Origin of the sequence: Marmoricola sp. RAF53 (assembly GCF_052114005.1) — a bacterium.
GTDB lineage: Bacteria > Actinomycetota > Actinomycetes > Propionibacteriales > Nocardioidaceae > Marmoricola.
Genome location: NZ_JBFRDX010000012.1, coordinates 115,686 through 132,721, shown reverse-complemented (window position 1 = coordinate 132,721; position 17,036 = coordinate 115,686). Strand labels below are relative to the sequence as shown.

The 17,036-nt window shown below is 71.9% G+C and carries 19 protein-coding genes; 7 read left to right on the top strand and 12 right to left on the bottom strand.

The window, feature by feature from the left end; translation table 11 throughout:
• On the bottom strand, positions 1-368 hold a 368-nt coding region (locus AB4Y76_RS12770; protein WP_441925788.1), incomplete at its 3' end, for a hypothetical protein.
• Positions 369-638: 270 nt separating this feature from the next.
• Here AB4Y76_RS12770 and AB4Y76_RS12765 point away from each other — a divergent pair.
• Both AB4Y76_RS12765 and AB4Y76_RS12760 read left to right on the top strand, forming a co-directional pair.
• Complete coding sequence (locus AB4Y76_RS12765; protein WP_441925786.1) at positions 639-1,085, top strand: nuclear transport factor 2 family protein; 447 nt, start codon at positions 639-641, stop codon at positions 1,083-1,085.
• A 3-nt stretch (positions 1,086-1,088) separates the two neighbouring features.
• A complete protein-coding gene (locus tag AB4Y76_RS12760; RefSeq protein ID WP_441925784.1) occupies positions 1,089-1,922 on the top strand; it encodes an SDR family NAD(P)-dependent oxidoreductase in 834 nt (277 codons plus the stop codon).
• Positions 1,923-1,924: 2 nt separating this feature from the next.
• Here AB4Y76_RS12760 and AB4Y76_RS12755 read toward each other — a convergent pair whose 3' ends face one another.
• Positions 1,925-2,485, bottom strand: coding sequence for a sugar O-acetyltransferase (locus AB4Y76_RS12755; protein WP_441925783.1), 561 nt, complete (start codon positions 2,483-2,485; stop codon positions 1,925-1,927).
• 5 nt (positions 2,486-2,490) lie between these two features.
• The gene (locus tag AB4Y76_RS12750) at positions 2,491-2,925 is read right to left on the bottom strand and encodes a hypothetical protein (RefSeq protein ID WP_441925781.1); all 435 of its coding nucleotides are present in this window, start codon (positions 2,923-2,925) and stop codon (positions 2,491-2,493) included.
• A 71-nt stretch (positions 2,926-2,996) separates the two neighbouring features.
• Here AB4Y76_RS12750 and AB4Y76_RS12745 point away from each other — a divergent pair, with 71 nt between their 5' ends.
• Positions 2,997-3,563 (top strand): HhH-GPD-type base excision DNA repair protein, encoded by a 567-nt coding sequence (locus tag AB4Y76_RS12745; protein WP_441925779.1) that lies wholly within the window; start codon positions 2,997-2,999, stop codon positions 3,561-3,563.
• 283 nt (positions 3,564-3,846) lie between these two features.
• A complete protein-coding gene (locus AB4Y76_RS12740) occupies positions 3,847-5,169 on the top strand; it encodes an RNA polymerase sigma factor (RefSeq protein WP_441925778.1) in 1,323 nt (440 codons plus the stop codon).
• On the opposite strand, the gene AB4Y76_RS12735 is transcribed toward AB4Y76_RS12740, so the two are convergent.
• Entirely contained in the window at positions 5,157-6,377 is a 1,221-nt protein-coding gene (locus AB4Y76_RS12735) for an MFS transporter (protein WP_441925776.1), read from the bottom strand. The genes AB4Y76_RS12740 and AB4Y76_RS12735 overlap by 13 nt on opposite strands.
• 122 nt (positions 6,378-6,499) lie before the next feature.
• On the opposite strand from AB4Y76_RS12735, the gene AB4Y76_RS12730 reads away from it, so the two are divergent.
• Positions 6,500-7,144 carry a TM7S3/TM198-like domain-containing protein gene (locus AB4Y76_RS12730; RefSeq protein WP_441925774.1) on the top strand — a complete coding sequence of 215 codons (645 nt, stop codon included), beginning with the start codon at positions 6,500-6,502 and terminating at the stop codon, positions 7,142-7,144.
• Between the two features lie 163 nt (positions 7,145-7,307).
• On the opposite strand, the gene AB4Y76_RS12725 is transcribed toward AB4Y76_RS12730, so the two are convergent.
• From AB4Y76_RS12725 to AB4Y76_RS12690, 8 genes are all read right to left on the bottom strand, one after another.
• Positions 7,308-8,126, bottom strand: a complete 819-nt coding sequence (locus tag AB4Y76_RS12725; RefSeq protein WP_441925772.1) for a hypothetical protein — start codon at positions 8,124-8,126, stop codon at positions 7,308-7,310.
• A complete protein-coding gene (locus tag AB4Y76_RS12720; RefSeq protein ID WP_441925770.1) occupies positions 8,123-8,713 on the bottom strand; it encodes an RNA polymerase sigma factor in 591 nt (196 codons plus the stop codon). Before AB4Y76_RS12720 ends, AB4Y76_RS12725 begins: the two co-directional genes overlap by 4 nt.
• 389 nt (positions 8,714-9,102) lie before the next feature.
• Positions 9,103-9,624 carry a DUF2231 domain-containing protein gene (locus tag AB4Y76_RS12715; protein WP_441925768.1) on the bottom strand — a complete coding sequence of 174 codons (522 nt, stop codon included), beginning with the start codon at positions 9,622-9,624 and terminating at the stop codon, positions 9,103-9,105.
• 76 nt (positions 9,625-9,700) lie between these two features.
• A complete protein-coding gene (locus AB4Y76_RS12710) occupies positions 9,701-11,344 on the bottom strand; it encodes an acyl-CoA synthetase (protein WP_441925766.1) in 1,644 nt (547 codons plus the stop codon).
• Positions 11,345-11,349: 5 nt separating this feature from the next.
• Positions 11,350-12,135, bottom strand: coding sequence for an enoyl-CoA hydratase/isomerase family protein (locus tag AB4Y76_RS12705; RefSeq protein ID WP_441925764.1), 786 nt, complete (start codon positions 12,133-12,135; stop codon positions 11,350-11,352).
• Between the two features lie 79 nt (positions 12,136-12,214).
• On the bottom strand, positions 12,215-13,048 hold the full coding sequence (locus tag AB4Y76_RS12700) for an EamA family transporter (RefSeq protein WP_441925762.1): 834 nt from the start codon (positions 13,046-13,048) through the stop codon (positions 12,215-12,217).
• The gene (locus tag AB4Y76_RS12695) at positions 13,045-13,524 is read right to left on the bottom strand and encodes a DUF456 domain-containing protein (RefSeq protein ID WP_441925760.1); all 480 of its coding nucleotides are present in this window, start codon (positions 13,522-13,524) and stop codon (positions 13,045-13,047) included. The genes AB4Y76_RS12700 and AB4Y76_RS12695 overlap by 4 nt, the downstream gene beginning before the upstream one ends.
• A gap of 90 nt (positions 13,525-13,614) precedes the next feature.
• Positions 13,615-13,848 (bottom strand): DUF7455 domain-containing protein, encoded by a 234-nt coding sequence (locus AB4Y76_RS12690; protein WP_441925758.1) that lies wholly within the window; start codon positions 13,846-13,848, stop codon positions 13,615-13,617.
• Between the two features lie 266 nt (positions 13,849-14,114).
• Here AB4Y76_RS12690 and AB4Y76_RS12685 point away from each other — a divergent pair, with 266 nt between their 5' ends.
• Positions 14,115-16,178, top strand: a complete 2,064-nt coding sequence (locus AB4Y76_RS12685) for a DNA gyrase/topoisomerase IV subunit B (RefSeq protein WP_441925792.1) — start codon at positions 14,115-14,117, stop codon at positions 16,176-16,178.
• Positions 16,175-16,987: an alpha/beta hydrolase gene (locus AB4Y76_RS12680; RefSeq protein ID WP_441925756.1), complete on the top strand. Its 813-nt coding sequence runs from the start codon at positions 16,175-16,177 to the stop codon at positions 16,985-16,987. Before AB4Y76_RS12685 ends, AB4Y76_RS12680 begins: the two co-directional genes overlap by 4 nt.
• Positions 16,988-17,036: the final 49 nt, after the last annotated feature.

Below are 17,036 nucleotides of genomic sequence, written 5' to 3'. Positions count from 1 at the left end.
AGGGCGTCGGGACGCATCCAGTACTCCGCGGTCAGCACGCCGGTGTTGTCGACCTCGAAGGCCTTGTTGTCGGAGAACTGGGCGTACTGGCCGTTGCCGTTGAAGGCCAGCGCCGGGTCGCCGTTGGGCAGCTTGGTCGCGGTCGAGCCCCCGACCACGGTGCCGTTGGCGGTCTTGCCGGTCACGTCGTTGAGACCCTGCAGGAATGCCGACGGGCTGTCCTTCAGAACCGCCGCGGCGTACGCCGAGTTCGTCGGCGTCGCGTCGGCGGCCGTGGCCGCGTTGGCGGTTCCGGCCAGCCCGGGGGCCAGTACCGAGACGCCGGTCACAGCGGCGGCGGCGAGAGCGATCTTGGAGAACGTACGCATCAGATTTCCTTCGTGGTGGGGGTTCCGGCGTCCCTGGCCGGACCACTACGAAAGCCGCTGGCGGCACTGCCCGGAGGCGGGTGGGCCGGCCTGGGTAGGTACTGCTCAGCGGGCCGCCAGCGACGCGACGACGGGCCTTGAGTAGCCCGGGAGCGGCCCTGAGCGGTCGACCGACCGGAACCTGGCGTTCGAGGCGGGGACGGGCCCGATCCCTGGTAGGAATGCCTTCGGCCCGGCCCCGCGCCGTCGCCCACCCGAACGGAGACCCCGATGAGCACACCCGAGTCCGGCCCCGAGTCGGCCACTGAGTCGGCCTGGCGGGACCGTCAGGAGGTCGGCGACGTCCTGATCCGCTACGCCACCGCGATCGACGGACGTGACTGGGACCTGCTCCGCCGTTGCTTCACCGCCGACTGCGTCGTCGACTACGGGCCGGTGGGCAGCTGGACCGGAGCCGACGAGCTGGTGACCTTCATGGTCGCCGCGCACGCCGGGGCCGGCCACACCCTGCACCGGGTGACCAACGTGGTCGCCGAGGTCGACGGGGACGAGGCGACCGCCCGGGCCTACGTCGACGCGCTGATCATGAACCCCGACGGCACCGGCGGGGTCACCGCCGCCGGCTCGTACGCCGACCGCCTCGTGCGCACCGCCGCCGGCTGGCGGATCGCGACCCGGACGTTCACGCCCGCCCGCTTCGCGAGCGTCGGGGGCTGAGCCGTGGACCTCACCGCGAAGTACGGCCCCTGGGCCCTGGTCGTCGGCGCCTCCGACGGTGTCGGTGCCGCGTTCGCCGACGCGCTCGCCGCAGGCGGGCTCGACGTCGTCCTGCTCGCCCGGCGCGAGGCGGTGCTCGCCGAGGTGGCCGGCGAGATCGAGGAACGCCACGGTGTCCGCACCCGGGTGCTGGCCCTCGACCTGACCCGCCCCGACGCCGCGGCCGCGATCGCCGACGCGGTAGCCGACCTGGAGATCGGCTTCCTGGTCCACTGCGCCGGCGCGGACCCGGTCTACCGGTCGTTCCTGACGCAACCCGTCGAGGTGGCCGAGGCGATGGTGCACCGCAACTGCACCGTGCTGGTCCAGCTCTGCCACCGCCTGGGCGGCCCGATGGCTGAGCGCGGTCGCGGCGGCATCGTCGTCTTCGGGTCGGGCGCCGGGTTCGCGGGTGCGCCGAACATGGTCACCTACGGCGCCTCGAAGGCGTTCGACATGGTCTTCGCCGAGGCGCTGTGGTGCGAGCTGCAGCCGCGCGGGGTCGACGTCCTCGGGCTCGTGCTCGGCGAGACCGACACCCCGGGCCTGCGCACGCTCCGGCACCAGCGCGGGCTGGCATCGGGTCCCGACGAGCCAGCTCGCGGCGCCGCGAAGCCGGAGGCGGTCGTCGCGGAGGCGCTCGCCCGGCTCGGCAGGGGGCCGGTGCACCTGGCACACCCGCAGCTGCGGATCGGCGCGAGGATCTTCTTCCCGATGGGCCGCAACCGGCTGGTCCGGCTGTTCTCGAAGATGAGCGCCCGGGCGATGGGCCCGGACCCCGCAGACCAGCCTTCCTGACGTCAGGAACGTCCGGCCGACCCCAGGCGCCGGCGCTCGACGATGCTGGTCCCCGTCACCACGCTCATCGGCGGCACGTCCTGCGCGACGACGGCCCCGGCGCCGACCACGGAACCCCGGCCGATGGTGACGCCCGGCGTGACGGTCGCGGCCGCACCGATCCAGACGTCGTCCTCGATCACGATCGGGGCATGGGTGATGAAGTCGAACCGCTCGGCGGGCTCGACCGGGTGGCCCGCCGTGGTCAGGGTCACCCGGGGGCCGATCAGGACCCGGTCGCCGATCGTGATGCCGCCGAGGTCGAGGAAGGAGCAGCCCTGGTTGATGAAGACCTGCTCCCCGAAGGTCGCGCCCAGCCCGTGGTCGCAGTAGAACGGCGGCAGGATCGACAGCGAGTCCGGGACCGGGCCGCCGAAGATCTCGGTGAACAGCTTCCGGCGTCCGTCGAGGTCGTCGAAGGGGAGCGCGTTGAGGCGCGCGGTCAGCGCCATCACGAGCTCGACGCGCTCGGCGAAGGCCCGCGACTCCGGGGTCCGGGCCGGCAGTCGGCGTTCGTCGCGCACGCGGGTCAGGCGAGCTTCCAGATGCCCGGCCCGGCCTTGGTCATCAGTCCCTCGCTGATCAGTGCCATCCGGGCACGCCGGGCGGCGTATCGCCAGCGGAGCTCGCCCTCGGGCGTGAGCTCGCCGTCCCCGGGGAGCAGCTTGCCCTCGGTGAGGATCTCGAGCTCGAGGAAGACATCGTCCGCGTCCAGCTCGCCGCCGGCCTCCTCGAGGACCGCCACGATCAGCGGCTTGAACGCCTCGGGCTTCGTCCAGCGGCCGGGGAGGGCCGGGCGGGACGTGGTGGCGGCGGTCCTGGCCGGAGCAGTCGACCGGGTGCGGGCCTTCGGCGCGCTCGCGGCCCGGGTGGCCTTCTCCGGCGGCGGCGCCGGCGGCCGGCCGTGGATGCAGGTGGACAGCGGGAGGTCGCAGAGCTCGCAGTAGTCGTCGGACGCATTCATCACCACCAGCCTAATCAGTGGACGGATCGGCGCGTACCGGGGTGCGGGCAACCTTTGGCAGGATGGCCGTCATGGCCATCCAGATCACCGGTGACGACACCGCCGACAAGGTCCTGACCGACGACCCGTTCGCGCTCCTCCTCGGCATGCTGCTCGACCAGCAGTACCCGATGGAGCACGCGTTCCGCGGTCCGGCGAAGGTCCTCGAGCGGTTCGGCACGCTCGACCCGCAGCGGATCGCCGAGGCCGACCCCGAGGCGTTCGCCGCGCTCTGCGCGACGCCGCCGGCGGTGCACCGCTTCCCGGGGTCCATGGCGACGAAGATCCAGGCGGTCGCCCGCGAGGTGGCCGACACCTACGACGGCGACGCGGCGAAGATCTGGACCGAGGCGGGCACCGGTGCCGAGCTGGTCGAGCGCGTCATGGCGCTGCCCGGGTTCGGCAAGCAGAAGGCGCAGATCTTCACCGCCCTGGTCGCCAAGCAGCTCGACGTGAAGCCGGCCGGATGGGAGAAGGCTGTGGGCGACTACAGCCTGGACGGATTCCGCTCGGTGGCCGACGTCGTCGACCCGGAGTCGCTCGGCAAGGTCCGCGCGTACAAGAAGGAGAAGAAGGCCGCGGCCAAGGCCGCCGGCTGACCCGGGTACATGGTGCGGCTCCCGACGGGTACGGGTGAATTCCCGCCGAGAGAGAGGTGCGCCTGATGGGTGTCCTGCTGGTCGTCATGATCCTGGCGCTGACCGCGTTCCTGGTCGTGACCCTCCTGCTGACCCGCTCCTCGGGACCCCGTGGACGTTGAACCGCGGGTCCGATCGTTGGTTTTCACCGGCGTCATGACAGAATGGCGGCGCGGCTGTTGACAGGTACGGGCTTTGCCGCGCCCGAGAAGTGCCATCCCACGTAAGACCGAGAGGTAACTCGTTGTCCTCGAGCTCGTCCACCGCGACCACCCGGAAGTCCACCGCCAAGACTGCCTCGGCCGCGAAGAAGGCGCCTGCCAAGACCACGAAGGCTGCCGAGAAGCCGGCGGAGAAGACCGCGGCGAAGAAGGCTGCCGCGCCTGCGAAGAAGGCCGCTCCCGCCGCGAAGAAGGCTGCCTCGTCCGCCCCCGCGAAGAAGGCAGCGGCCAAGAAGGCCGCCACCGCGGAGGAGCTGCAGGCGACCGCCGTCGTCCTCGGCCCTGACGGCAAGCCGGTCCTCGCCGACGTCCCCGACGAGCAGTTCGAGGCCGACGTCAAGGCGGACCCGACGATCAAGGAGGACGAGAAGCAGGCCTTCACCGTCTCCGCCGCCGACGACACCGACGAGCCCGAGCAGCAGGTCATGGTCGCCGGTGCGACCGCCGACCCGGTCAAGGACTACCTCAAGCAGATCGGCAAGGTCCCGCTGCTGAACGCCGAGATGGAGGTCGAGCTCGCCAAGCGGATCGAGGCCGGCCTGTTCTCGGAGGAGAAGCTCGGCAAGGGCGGCAAGATCAGCGCCAAGATGCTCGACGAGCTCGAGTGGATCGCCGAGGACGGCAAGCGCGCGAAGAACCACCTGCTCGAGGCGAACCTGCGTCTCGTCGTCTCCCTGGCCAAGCGGTACACCGGTCGCGGCATGCTCTTCCTGGACCTGATCCAGGAGGGCAACCTCGGTCTGATCCGCGCGGTCGAGAAGTTCGACTACACCAAGGGCTACAAGTTCTCGACCTACGCGACCTGGTGGATCCGGCAGGCGATCACCCGCGCCATGGCCGACCAGGCCCGCACCATCCGCATCCCGGTGCACATGGTCGAGGTCATCAACAAGCTCGCCCGCGTGCAGCGCCAGATGCTCCAGGACCTGGGCCGCGAGCCCACCCCGGAGGAGCTGGCCAAGGAGCTCGACATGACCCCGGAGAAGGTCATCGAGGTCCAGAAGTACGGCCGCGAGCCGATCTCGCTGCACACCCCGCTGGGTGAGGACGGCGACTCCGAGTTCGGCGACCTGATCGAGGACTCCGAGGCGATCGTCCCGGCCGACGCGGTCAGCTTCACGCTCCTCCAGGAGCAGCTGCACGCCGTGCTGGACACCCTGTCCGAGCGCGAGGCCGGCGTCGTGAGCATGCGGTTCGGCCTCACCGACGGCCAGCCGAAGACCCTCGACGAGATCGGCAAGGTCTACGGGGTGACGCGCGAGCGGATCCGCCAGATCGAGTCGAAGACGATGTCGAAGCTGCGGCACCCGAGCCGCTCGCAGGTCCTGCGCGACTATCTCGACTGATCGACCTCTGACAGCACTGCCTCCACGACGGCGTCCGGCTCTGCCGGGCGCCGTCGTCGCATCTGCAGGCTCAGCCCGATCAGGGCGCTGACCAGGCCCAGCAGGCCGGCGACCTCGAACCCGGACTGCCAGCCGCCGCGGTCGATCGCCGCGCCGACCAGCGGGGCACCGATGGCGCCGCCGAGGGTGAGCGCCGACCCGTGCCACCCCATCGCCTCGCCGCGCACCCGCGCCGGGACCGCGCGGGAGAGGTCGTCGATGGTCGCGGTGATCGTGGGTGCGCAGAACAGCCCGGACACGAACAGCACCACGGTGAAGGCGAGCCTCCCGTCGGTGACCGCGACCAGCATCGTGCTCGCGGCGAGCAGGGCGAGCAGCACTCCTGCCGGCGGGTGCCGGTGCRGGGCGCCGTACACGATCCCGCCGACCGCGGAGCCGAAGCCCCACAGCGCGAGCACCCAGCCGATCGAGCTCGTGTGGCCCATCTCCCGCATCGCGGCGACCGTGCCGAGGTCCTCGCCGGTCAGGATCACCGTCGCGGACGCCGCGATCACCAGGATCGCGACGACCGCGGGGGAGAGCCACTCCCGGACCCGCGGAGCGGGGCCGTCCCGGTGGTCCTGGGTCTCGTTGCCCAGCGGTGGGTTCGCCCACCACAGTGCGATGCCACCGAGGATCGTGCAGACCTGGAACCCGAACAGCGCCACCGGCGTCGGGAGGTAGACCGCGCCCAGGACGCCGAGCACGGGGCCGATCATGAACGAGAATTCGACGACGACCGAGTCGACGGAGAGCACGGCCGTCCGCTGGTGGTCCGGGACGGCGCCGATCAGCACCTGCCGGACGATCGAGAAGGTCGGCATCATGAACAGTCCGGCGACCGCCACCAGAGCCATCAGCGGCCAGTACCCGATCCACGGCGCCACGCTCCAGCAGACCGTCAGCACGACCAGCGACGGCACCAGCGCGGCACGCAGGCCGACCCGGTCCAGGCGGCGCCCGCGCCACGGTCCGCTCACGGCCAGGGCGAGCGAGTAGACCATCTCGATGGCGCCGGCCTGGGTGTAGGACCGGTCGAGGTGGTCGACGACGTGCAGGGTGAGGACGATGCCGGAGGCCCAGAGCGGGATCCGGATCAGCAGGCCGAGGACGAGAACGCGACGCACCAGCGGGTTGCGGGCGAGGTCGGCGTACGTGGTGAAGCGCATCGGAGAAGGAGAACACGGCACCGGGGTGCCGGCCCACCGCTTTTCGCGGACCCGGCCCCACGCCGGAAAATGGCCCGTTTCCGGTGGGGTCGGGGAGGATGCCGGGACCCTAGGCTCGCGCCATGGCAGACATCATCCTGGGCGTCCTGGCGATCATCGCGGGACTCTTCTTCTGTTTCGGCGGTCAGTTCGTGATGCGGGTCGTGTTCCCGATCTGGGGCGCCTTCGCCGGCTTCGCGTTCGGGGCCGGCCTGGTCGCGGGCTTCAGCGACGAGCACTTCCTCGGCACGGTGCTCGGCTGGGTCCTCGGCATCGTGTTCGCGATCGTCTTCGCGGTGCTCGCCTACCTCTTCTACGCCGTCGCGGTGATCCTCGCCATGGCCGCGGCCGGGTTCGCGCTCGGTTCCGGCCTGGTCGTCGCGCTCGGGATCGACTGGAGCTGGGTCGCGGTCACCATCGGCATCGTCGTCGGGGCGCTGCTGGGGTTGTTCGCCGTCCTGGTGGACATGCCCTCGGTGGTGCTGATCGTGTTCACCTCGATCGCCGGCGCCATCGGGGTCACCGCCGGGCTGATGCTCCTCGTCGGGGATCTCAACTCCGACGACTTCACCCGCAGCGCCTTCTCCGACCGGGTGCAGGACAGCTGGGGCTGGTACCTCACCGTGGTCGTGATCGCGATCGTCGCGATCCTGGTGCAGACCCGGCAGGCCATCGCGCTGCGCCGCTCCCTGCGCGAGAACTGGGTCGCAGTCGCGGTCGTCGACTAGCTCCTGCGAGCGGGACACCTCCTCTGATCCGAAAGCGCGTGACCCCACCTGCGGCGAGGYAGGTGGGGTCATGTGGCGTCCGGGGGGAGAACGCCTGTCCGGCGCGTCGGGGTGTTGCGCCGTACAGCTGGTGCCCGGGAGGCGCTGCCTCAGGGGCGTTCCCTCAGGGGCTCGGGGCGTCGGTCGCCTTCGGCGTCCTCGGGCCCTTCGTCGGGCTGGCCGCCTGAGTCGGCTTCGCGGGCTTGGTCGGGTGCGCGGGCTTGGTCGGGCTGGCCGCCTGGGTCGGCTTGGCCGGGTGCGTGGGCTTGGTCGGGTGCGCCGGCTGTGTCGGGTGCGCCTTCGGGGTGCCGAGGAGCGCGACGCAGTAGGTGGCGATGTTGTCCGTGCCGCCGGCCGCCTTGGTCAGGGCGGTGAAGGCCGGACTGGTCTTGCCGTCGTGCGTGGCACCGGCCTGGAAGGCGACGCAGAGGCCGCGCAGCGACGGGCTCGGGTCGGCGGTCGGGTGCGCCTTCGGGGTGGCGCCGGCGGTCGTCGCGGCGGACGGCTCACCGGACGCGCCCAGGCCCGGGTTGGTGGACCCCGGGGCGTCGGGGGCGGTGGGGGCGGTGTGGGCCTTGTCCGGCCGGTTGTCGTGACCGGTGAACGGGACGTGCAGGGCGCCGTTGGAGGCGGCGAGCGCGACGCCGCCGGTGGCGGCGAGAACGCCGGCTGCGGCCAGCGCGACTGCCGGTACGGCGAGCTTGCGACGCGTCGTGACGACCACGGGTGCTCCTCCCGGGGCGGTGCGTCGAACTGCTGCCGCGTGCGCCCGGAACTGGGCCAGCGCGGCCGCCTCACCGGGAAGCTCTCCGGGCAGGTCTCCCGCAGAGGGGGCGGTCGCGGCGGCGAGGATCTCGCCGACGGAGTCACCGGCAGGCGTCCCGGGCGCGTCGAGCATCCGGTCCGCGGCGCGGCGGTTCAGGCGGGGGCGGTTCGTCGTCATCTCACCTCGTCAGCGTCGGGAACGCCGGAAACGTCACTGTCGCCCGGAAGAATTCTTCTCTGCAGCGTGCGCAGGCCCCGGTACGCGGCCGTGCGCACCGCGCCGGGGCGCTTGCCGAGGACCGCCCCGGCGGTCTTCGCGTCCAGCCCGACGACCGCCCGAAGCAGCACCGCCTCGGCCTGGTCGGGCGGCAGCGTGGCGATCAGCCGGAGCGCCTCGGCGGTGGTCACCAGGGTGAGGGCGTCGGCCTCCGCGGCCGGCGCGAGCGCGTGGTCGAGCAGCTCCTCGTCGGGGACGTCGACCACCGGGCGCCGCTGCCGGCTCCGCACCAGGTCGAGCGCCCGGTGCCGGCCGATGGTGGTCACCCAGCCGCGGAAGCCGTCCAGCGTGCCCGCGAAGGTGCCGAGGTCCCGGAACGCCTGGGTCCAGGCCTCGGCGGCGACGTCGTCGGCGTCGACCGGTCCGACGAGCACGGTCAGGTAGCGCAGCAGCCCCGGGTGGGTCGTGCGGTAGACCTGCCGGAAGGCGTCCTCGTCGCCGTCCAGCAGCCGCTTCAGGAGGGCGTCGTCCTCGGGGCTGTCGTCCATCGGGGCGAACACTAGATCGTGCAGGCAGCTCCGCGGACACCTGCTCGCGCAGAGCGAACGGAGATGTGTAGCGGACCGAGCCCGGACGGACACGGGTTTTCTGTGAAGACCGTGACCCGTGGGGTAGAACTCACCCCCTGGGGTGGGGAACGGTCCAGACATTTGCCCAGCAAGCGCGGGGAACACATAGCCAGCGGCCGGATCCTGCGTTTGAGTGGCAACGAGGCGCCTGACTCCCCAAAGGCCAGGTGGCTCACCCGGCGCTCCGCGTGAGCGGGCGCCACGTCCCCGGATCGAACTCCCAGACGGTCCGGGGGAAGCTGACGGCGGGGCTCCGCCTCCCCTGCGGGGGAGGAGCCTCGCCGTTGGTGATCCCTGGTCGCCCGGGGCTACTGGTTGGTGCTCTGGACCACGGCGCCCCAGGCCGCCCGGGCCCCGGACTCGCCGACCCGGTAGACCTGGACGCCGCAAGCGACCGCGGCCACCACGGCGAGCGCGGCGACGACGGTGGTGCCTGTCGACGCCGTCCCGGTCGAGGTGGTGCGGGGGGACGGGGACGCGGCCCACGAGGATGCTTCCTCGCCTCCGTCCGCGCGGTCCCGCCGGTCGAGCACGACCAGGATCACGGCCAGCACGAGGACCGGCAGTGCGAACCAGATCAGCATCCGTCCGAGCTGGTCGTGGTGGCCGGGGTCGCCGACCCGCTTCTTGAACTCCGCGCCGCTCAGGACCGCGACCGGGACGAGCGCGGTCGCGACCGCGAGGACACCGACGACGAGCCGGCCGTGGGTGCGTCGCCAGGCCGGGTGCACGGCGATCGCGATCGTCCCGAGGACGCCCAGGGGCAGGAGCACGACGACCGCGTGCACCACCAGGGTGTGCACCGGCAGACCGTCGAGGGTGTCGAACATGACGGGCTCCGTTCGTCGGGCGACGCGGCCCGGTGGCACGCGTCACCCGGGACTACGGTTCACGGCCCGGCCCGGTTCAGCCTTCCTCAGCCTGCACTTTGGCCCACCGGTAGTCAGCCTTTCCGGAGGGTGAGCGGGCGATCGTCGTACGCCGCACGATCGCCTTGGGCAGCTTGTAGCGGGCGACGTGCTTCCCGGCCTCGGCGAGCAGGTCCGCGTCGGTCGCGGTCGCGCCCGGCCGCAGGGCCACGATCGCGACGACCTCGCTGCCCCAGCGCTCGGACGGACGGCCGGCCACGATCACGTCGGCGATGTCGGGGTGCGCGGCCAGCGCGCGCTCGACCTCCTCGGCGAAGATCTTCTCGCCACCGGAGTTGATCGTCACCGAGTCCCGGCCGAGCAGCCGGATGCGGCCGTCCCCGAGGAGCTCGGCACGGTCACCGGGCACCGAGTAGCGGACGCCGTCGATCACCGGGAACGTCTGTGCGGTCTTGGCCGCGTCGCCCAGGTACCCCAGCGGCACCAGGCCGCGGCGCGCCAGCCAGCCACCGCCCTCGCCCGGCTGCAGGACGCGCTGGCGGAGGTCGTCGACGACGCCGGTGTCGGGCTCGGGGTTGAACACGGCCGTCTCCGCCTCGGCGCCGGCGGCCGAGTAGTGATTCATCTGGATGCCGGTCTCCGAGGAGCCGACCGCGTCGAGGATGAGGATGTTCGGCAGTGCCTCGTGGATCCGGTGCCGGACGCCGGGGGTGATGGGCGCGCCGCCGTTGTTGATCGCCGCCAGGCCGGACAGGTCGTAGTCGCCGCGCTCGATCTCGTCGATCAACGGGCGGGCCATCGCGTCGCCGACGACCGGGATGCTGACCACGCCCTCGCGCTCGGTCGTCCGCAGCCAGTCGGCGGCGTCCATGCTGGTGATGTTGTCCGGCAGCACGACCTTGCCGCCGCCGGTGAACATGTGGAAGGTCGACCACTGCGCGGCACCGTGCATGAACGGCGCGGTCATCAGCAGCCGGATGCCGCCGCCGGCCTCGCGCGCGGCCTCCGCGATCTCCTCGTACGACGTGTACGGGTCCGGCGAGCCGAACGGCCGGCCGCCCATCGCGGCGACGTACACGTCGTGCTGGCGCCAGATCACGCCCTTCGGCATCCCGGTGGTGCCGCCGGTGTAGAGCAGGAAGGCGTCCTCGCCGAGCGGCTCGGGGAGGGGGTTGACCGGTGCGGGGGTCGTCACGACCGTCTCGTAGTCGACCGCCCCCGGCAGCAGGTCGTGGCCGGACTCGTCGGCGACCTGGATCAGCACCCGGATGGTCGGCACCCGGTCCAGGACGGCGGCGACCCGGGGGGCGAACTCGGCGTGGTAGACGAGCGCGTTCGTTCCGGCGTCGTTGAGGAGGTAGACGAGCTCTTCCTCGACGTACATGTAGTTGATGTTGAAGGCGGCCGCGCCGGCCCGGTAGGAGGCGATCATGGCCTCCGGGTACTCGTTGCCGTTGCGCAGGTAGAGGCCGACGGTGTCCTGGCCGAGCTCGTGCCCGGCCAGGTCGGCGCGCCGGACGTGCCGGCCGAGCCCCTGGGTGGCGAGGTAGTGCGCGACGCCGGTGATGCGGGCGTCCATCGCGCCGTAGGTCAGCCGGCGGTCCCGCCAGACCAGGGCCTCCTGGTCGGGGACCGCGGCGGCGACCGTGCCGAAGACGCGGGAGAGGTTGAACTCGGTCACCGGGGTCACCAGCCCTCGGGCAGGTTCGTGAAGTCGGGCTCGCGACCCTCGGCGAAGGCGGTCAGCGCCTCGAGATTGGCGGGCCCGCCCATCAGCTCGGCGAAGGCGGCGTTCTCGCGCTCGCGGGCGGCGGCGATCTCGGCTCGGACGGGTTCGACCATGGTGCGCTTGACCGCGACCAGGCTGGAGATCGGCCGGGCGGCGAGGAGCTCGGCGTGGCGGCGTGCCTCGGGGAGCAGGTCGGCGGGCTCGCACACCTTCCAGACCAGGCCCATCTCGTGAGCCTCGGCGGCGCTGATCCACTCGGCGGAGAGCAGCATCCAGGCGGCGTTCTGGCGGCCGACGAGCTGGGGGAACAGGTAGCTCGACGCGGCCTCGGGGGCGACGCCGAGGCTGGTGAAGGGGCACTTGAGCTTGGCCGTGTTGGACATGAAGGCCAGGTCGGCGAAGCCGAGGATGGTGGCGCCGATCCCGAGCCCGAGGCCGTTGACCGCGCAGATCAGCGGCTTGGGGAACGCGGCGAGGGCGTCGAGGAGGCCCAGGAAGCCGTGCTTGCCGCGCTCGAAGTCGGGGTCGGTGGCGAGCTGGTGCATCTCCAGCAGGTCGGTGCCGGCGCTGAACGCGCGACCGGCCCCGGTGAGCAGGACGACCGCCACGGCCGGGTCGGCGGCGGCGTCCAGGAGGGCGTCCGCGGTGGCGTCGTACAGCGCCTCGTTGAAGGCGTTCAGCGCGTCCGGCCGGTCGAGGGTGATCGTGCGGACCCGGTTCTCGTCGTGCACCTGCAGAGTCATGCGCCGACTTTAGAACACGTTCCAGTTCTGCCGCAGGTCCCGCGCCCAAGAACTGGACACCTGTCCAGCCAGAAGACGGTCAGGCGACCGAGACCAGCACCACCGACGCCGCGCACAACCCGAGGCCGACGGCCTGGGCCGCGTGCACCCGCTCGCGCAGCACGACCATCGCCAGCAGCACCGTGAACGCCGGGTAGAGCGCGGTGATCACCGCCGCGATGCTCAGCAGGCCGTGGCTGGTGGCGAGCAGGAAGAACAGCACCGCCAGGCTCGCCAGCACGCCGGCGACCAGCCCGCCGAGATCGGCGCGGACCCGCGGTACCGGGTCGCCGCCGAGCAGGAGCGCGGCCGTCGCGAGGGTCAGCACCGAGACCACCTGGGTGCCCACCAGCGGCCAGTACCCCGCCGACTCGGGCACCTGGCCGAGAGCGGCGAAGAGCAGCCCGAAGCCGAGCCCCGCCAGGACGCCGTCGAGCAGGCCGCTCGGGCCGCCGGAAGCCGGGCTGGTGGAGGGCTCGCGCGCCACGAACCAGATGCCGGGCAGTGCCAGCGCGATCCCCAGCCAGGCGAGTGCCGCCGGACGGTCGCCGCCCACGACGCCGACGACCAGGGGGACCAGCACCGCGCCGACGCCGGAGACCGGCGCGACCACACCCATCCGCCCGCCCGCCAGGCCCCGGTAGAGGAACGCGGTGCCCAGTCCGCTCCCGACGCCGGCGAGCAGGGCCCAGCCGACCTGGCCCGAGGTCGGGTCGCCCGAGGTGACCAGGGCGATCACCAGCGAGCCCGCCAGGGCGCCGGCGCAGGCGAGCAGCCCGACCGGCCAGACCGAGGAGCGCCGGGACGCGACCCCGCCGACGAAGTCGGAGAGGCCGTAGAGGGCCGCGGCGGCCAGGGCGAGGAGGACGGTCACGAGGTCGACACCGCCGCCACCGCCCAGACCGTGGCGGCGAGGGTGGTGAAGGCGAGCTCGATGAGGATGCCGAGGCCGATCGCCTGCAGTGCGGCGACGGTCGCCGGCCACGCCCGGCGGTGGTCGAGCCGCTGCCACTCGGAGAGGTAGACGCCGAGGACGAAGCCGATCAGCAGCCCGACGACAGGGACCACGAAGAAGCCGACGACGCCGAGCACGGCACCCGCGAACAGGGACCGGTTCGGCACCCCGGTGCGCTGCAGCCGGCGACCGGGGACCAGGTACTTCACCACCGCGCCGGCGGCGATCAGCATCGCGGCGACGACCAGCACCGCCCAGCCCGTCGTACTGCCCTCGGACAGCGCCCAGACGAGCACCGCGCCGGCGACCAGCAGGCTGCCGGGCAGCAGCGGCACCAGGATGCCGACCAGGCCGAGCGCGACGACGACGGCGAGCAGGATCTCGAGGGCGGACACGGCAGAGAGCCTCTCAGGGGGCGGGGAAAGGGAAAAGACGACGCCCCGGTCACAGGGACCGGGGCGTCGTCGACGTCGGGTGCGGGCGGGTCAGGCCTCGTCGTCCGTGGTGACCGTCGGGGTGTCGGCGAGCTTGTCGGTCTCGTCGTGCACGTACGTCGCGATCTCGCGGAGCTTGTCACCGTGCTCCCGCGCGTGGTGGGCGCAGAAGAGAAGCTCCCCGCCGCCCTGGAGGGACACGCGGAGGTAAGCCTGGGCACCGCAGCGGTCGCAGCGGTCTACCGCGGTCAGCGGGGCTGCGCTCGGGGCTGTCGCAGTGGTCACGGTGGCCTCTCTTTCCTGGTGTTGCTCGTAGTAACTCGGTGCAGAGCATCTGGTTACTGCTCTCCCGGGTTTCACGGGGTCCAACATCCAATCACGCGGATCTGTTCCCGCTCGCCCCGGTTGTCGTCCGTTGAGACGAGCGGTGGAACGAGTGTGACTCACTCCACCAACAATCATCGGCACGTCGTGCCCGGTGTTGCGGCGAATTTGCGAGTTCGTGACCTTGTAGATTCTTCCCGACCCCGTGAGCCAGTGAGGAAAGACCGATCGCCGACAACACCTACAACGCCCAGCACCTCCTCGTCCTCGAAGGTCTCGAGGCGGTCCGCAAGCGGCCCGGCATGTACATCGGCTCGACCGACACGCGCGGGCTCATGCACTGCCTCTGGGAGATCATCGACAACGGCGTGGACGAGGCCCTGGCCGGCGCCGCCGACAAGGTCGAGGTGATCCTGCACGCCGACGGCTCGGTCGAGGTGCACGACAACGGCCGCGGCATCCCGACCGACAAGGAGCCCAAGACCGGGCTCCCCGGCGTCGAGGTGGTCGCGACCAAGCTGCACGCGGGCGGCAAGTTCGGCGGCGGCTCCTACATGGCCACCGGCGGTCTGCACGGCGTCGGCCTGTCCGTGGTGAACGCGCTCTCCTCCCGGATGGACGTCGACGTGGAGCGCTCGCCCGCGATCCAGGGGATGAGCTTCCAGCGCGGCGTCCCCGGTGTCTTCGACGCCGACGGCCCGGGAGCCGGGTTCACGGCGGCCTCCGGCCTCTCCCGCAAGGGAGCCAGGGTCGCCAAGGGCCGCAGCGGCACCCGGATCCGGTTCTGGCCGGACAAGCAGATCTTCACGAAGGACGCGAAGTTCGAGCTCGAGGGCCTGATCAACCGCGCCCGGCAGACGTCGTTCATCGTCCCCGGGCTCGAGCTGGTGATCCGCGACGAGCGTGGTGACGAGCCGGTCGTCGAGCGGTTCAAGCACGACGGCGGCATCTCCGAGTTCGCCGAGTTCCTCTCCCACGGCGACCCGGTCACCGACGTCCTCCGGCTCCAGGGCTCGGACACCTTCACCGAGACGGTGCCGCTGCTCGACGAGCAGGGCCACATGACGCCGCAGGACGTCGAGCGCGAGCTGTTCGTCGACATCGCGGTCCGGTGGAGCAACAGCTACGACACCGAGATGCGCTCCTACGTGAACGTGATCGCCACCCCGAAGGGCGGTACCCACGTCTCCGGGTTCGAGGCCGCGCTCACGAAGTCGTTCAACGACGCCATGCGCGCGGGCCGGGTGCTCAAGGTCAACGACGCCGACGTGATCAAGGACGACGTCATCGAGGGGATGACCTCGGTGGTCACCGTCCGGCTCGCCGAGCCGCAGTTCGAGGGCCAGACCAAGGAGGTCCTCGGGACGCCCGCCGCGCGGTCGATCGTGCGCAAGGTGGTCAGCGCCGAGCTGAAGGAGTTCCTCACCTCGACCAAGCGGACCGAGAAGGCCCAGGCCAAGCTCGTCATGGAGAAGGTCGCCGGCGCCGCCAAGACCCGCCTGGTCGCCCGGCAGCAGCGCGACACCCAGCGCCGCAAGAACGCGCTGGAGTCCTCGGCGCTGCCGGCCAAGCTCGCCGACTGCCGGTCCAACGACGTGGAGCGGTCCGAGCTGTTCATCGTCGAGGGCGACTCGGCGCTCGGTACCGCGAAGCTGGCCCGGAACTCGGAGTTCCAGGCACTGCTGCCGATCCGCGGCAAGATCCTGAACGTGCAGAAGGCCCAGGTCGCCGACGTGCTCAAGAACACCGAGTGCGCCTCGATCATCCAGGTCGTCGGCGCCGGCTCGGGGCGGACCTTCGACATCGACGCGGCCCGCTACGGCCGGATCATCTTCATGGCCGACGCGGACTCCGACGGCGCGCACATCCGCTGCCTGCTGGCGACGCTGTTCTTCAAGTACATGCCCGACCTGGTCACGCAGGGGCGCGTCTACACCGCCGTCCCGCCGCTGCACCGGATCGAGCTCTCCAACCCGAAGAAGGGCATGGAGAAGTACATCTACACGTACTCCGACCCGGAGCTGCAGCGGAAGCTCGCCGAGCTGACCAAGAAGGGCGTCCGCTGGAAGGACCCGGTGCAGCGCTACAAGGGCCTGGGGGAGATGGACGCCGACCAGCTCGCCGAGACCACCATGGACCCGCGGCACCGCACCCTGCGCCGGATCACCGCCGACGACGCGGCGATGGCGGCCGAGGTCTTCGAGCTGCTGATGGGCTCGGAGGTCGCACCGCGCAAGGACTTCATCGTGGCCGGTGCCTACGAGGTCGACCAGGACGCGATCGACGCATGAGCGGGCCGACCCGGCGGGCCGTGCTGCTCGGCGGGGCCGCTCTCGGGACCGGCGCGGTGCTCGCCGGGTGCGGCCTCGCGCCGGAGAGCCGGGCACTGCCGGCGGGCACGACGACCGGGTCGTTCCGCTCGGCGCACGCGGGCCGCCGGGTGCGCTGGACGCTGACCGCGCCGCAGGGCCACGCCCTGGACGGGCTCCCGGTACTGATCAGCCTGCACGGCCGCGGCGGCAGCGAACGCACGGCGCTGACCAGGCTCCACCTCGACCGGGTCCTGGACGACGTCGTCGGCAAGGGTGCTCCCGCGTTCGCGCTGGCCACGGTCGACGGCGGCGACCACGGCTACTACCATCGGCGCGCCGACGGCAGCGACGCCGGCGCGATGGTCCGGTCCGAGCTGGTCCCGGTCCTCGCCGAGCACGGGACCGATCCCGACCGGGTGGCGCTGCACGGCTGGTCGATGGGTGGGTACGGCGCCCTGCTGCTGGCCGGCCTCGACCGGATGCCGGTGCGCGCGGTCGCCGTCGCCAGCCCGGCGCTGTTCACCTCGGCCGCACGGACCGCGGCGGGGGCGTTCGACTCCGCGGCCGACTTCGACGCCCACGACGTGTTCGGTCACCCGGAGTGGCTCCGCGGGGTGCCGGTCCGGCTCGACTGCGGCCGCGCGGACCCGTTCTACTCCGCGACGCGCGACTTCGCGGCCCGGCTCGACCCGGCCGCGCAGAGCTTCCGTCCGGGCGCACACGACGCGGACTACTGGCGCGAGGTGGCCCCGGCGCAGCTCCGGTTCGTGGCCGAGCGGCTCGGCTGAGTCCACAGGTCCCCTCCGGGTGCTGGACAGTCCGCCCGCCTGACCGCTT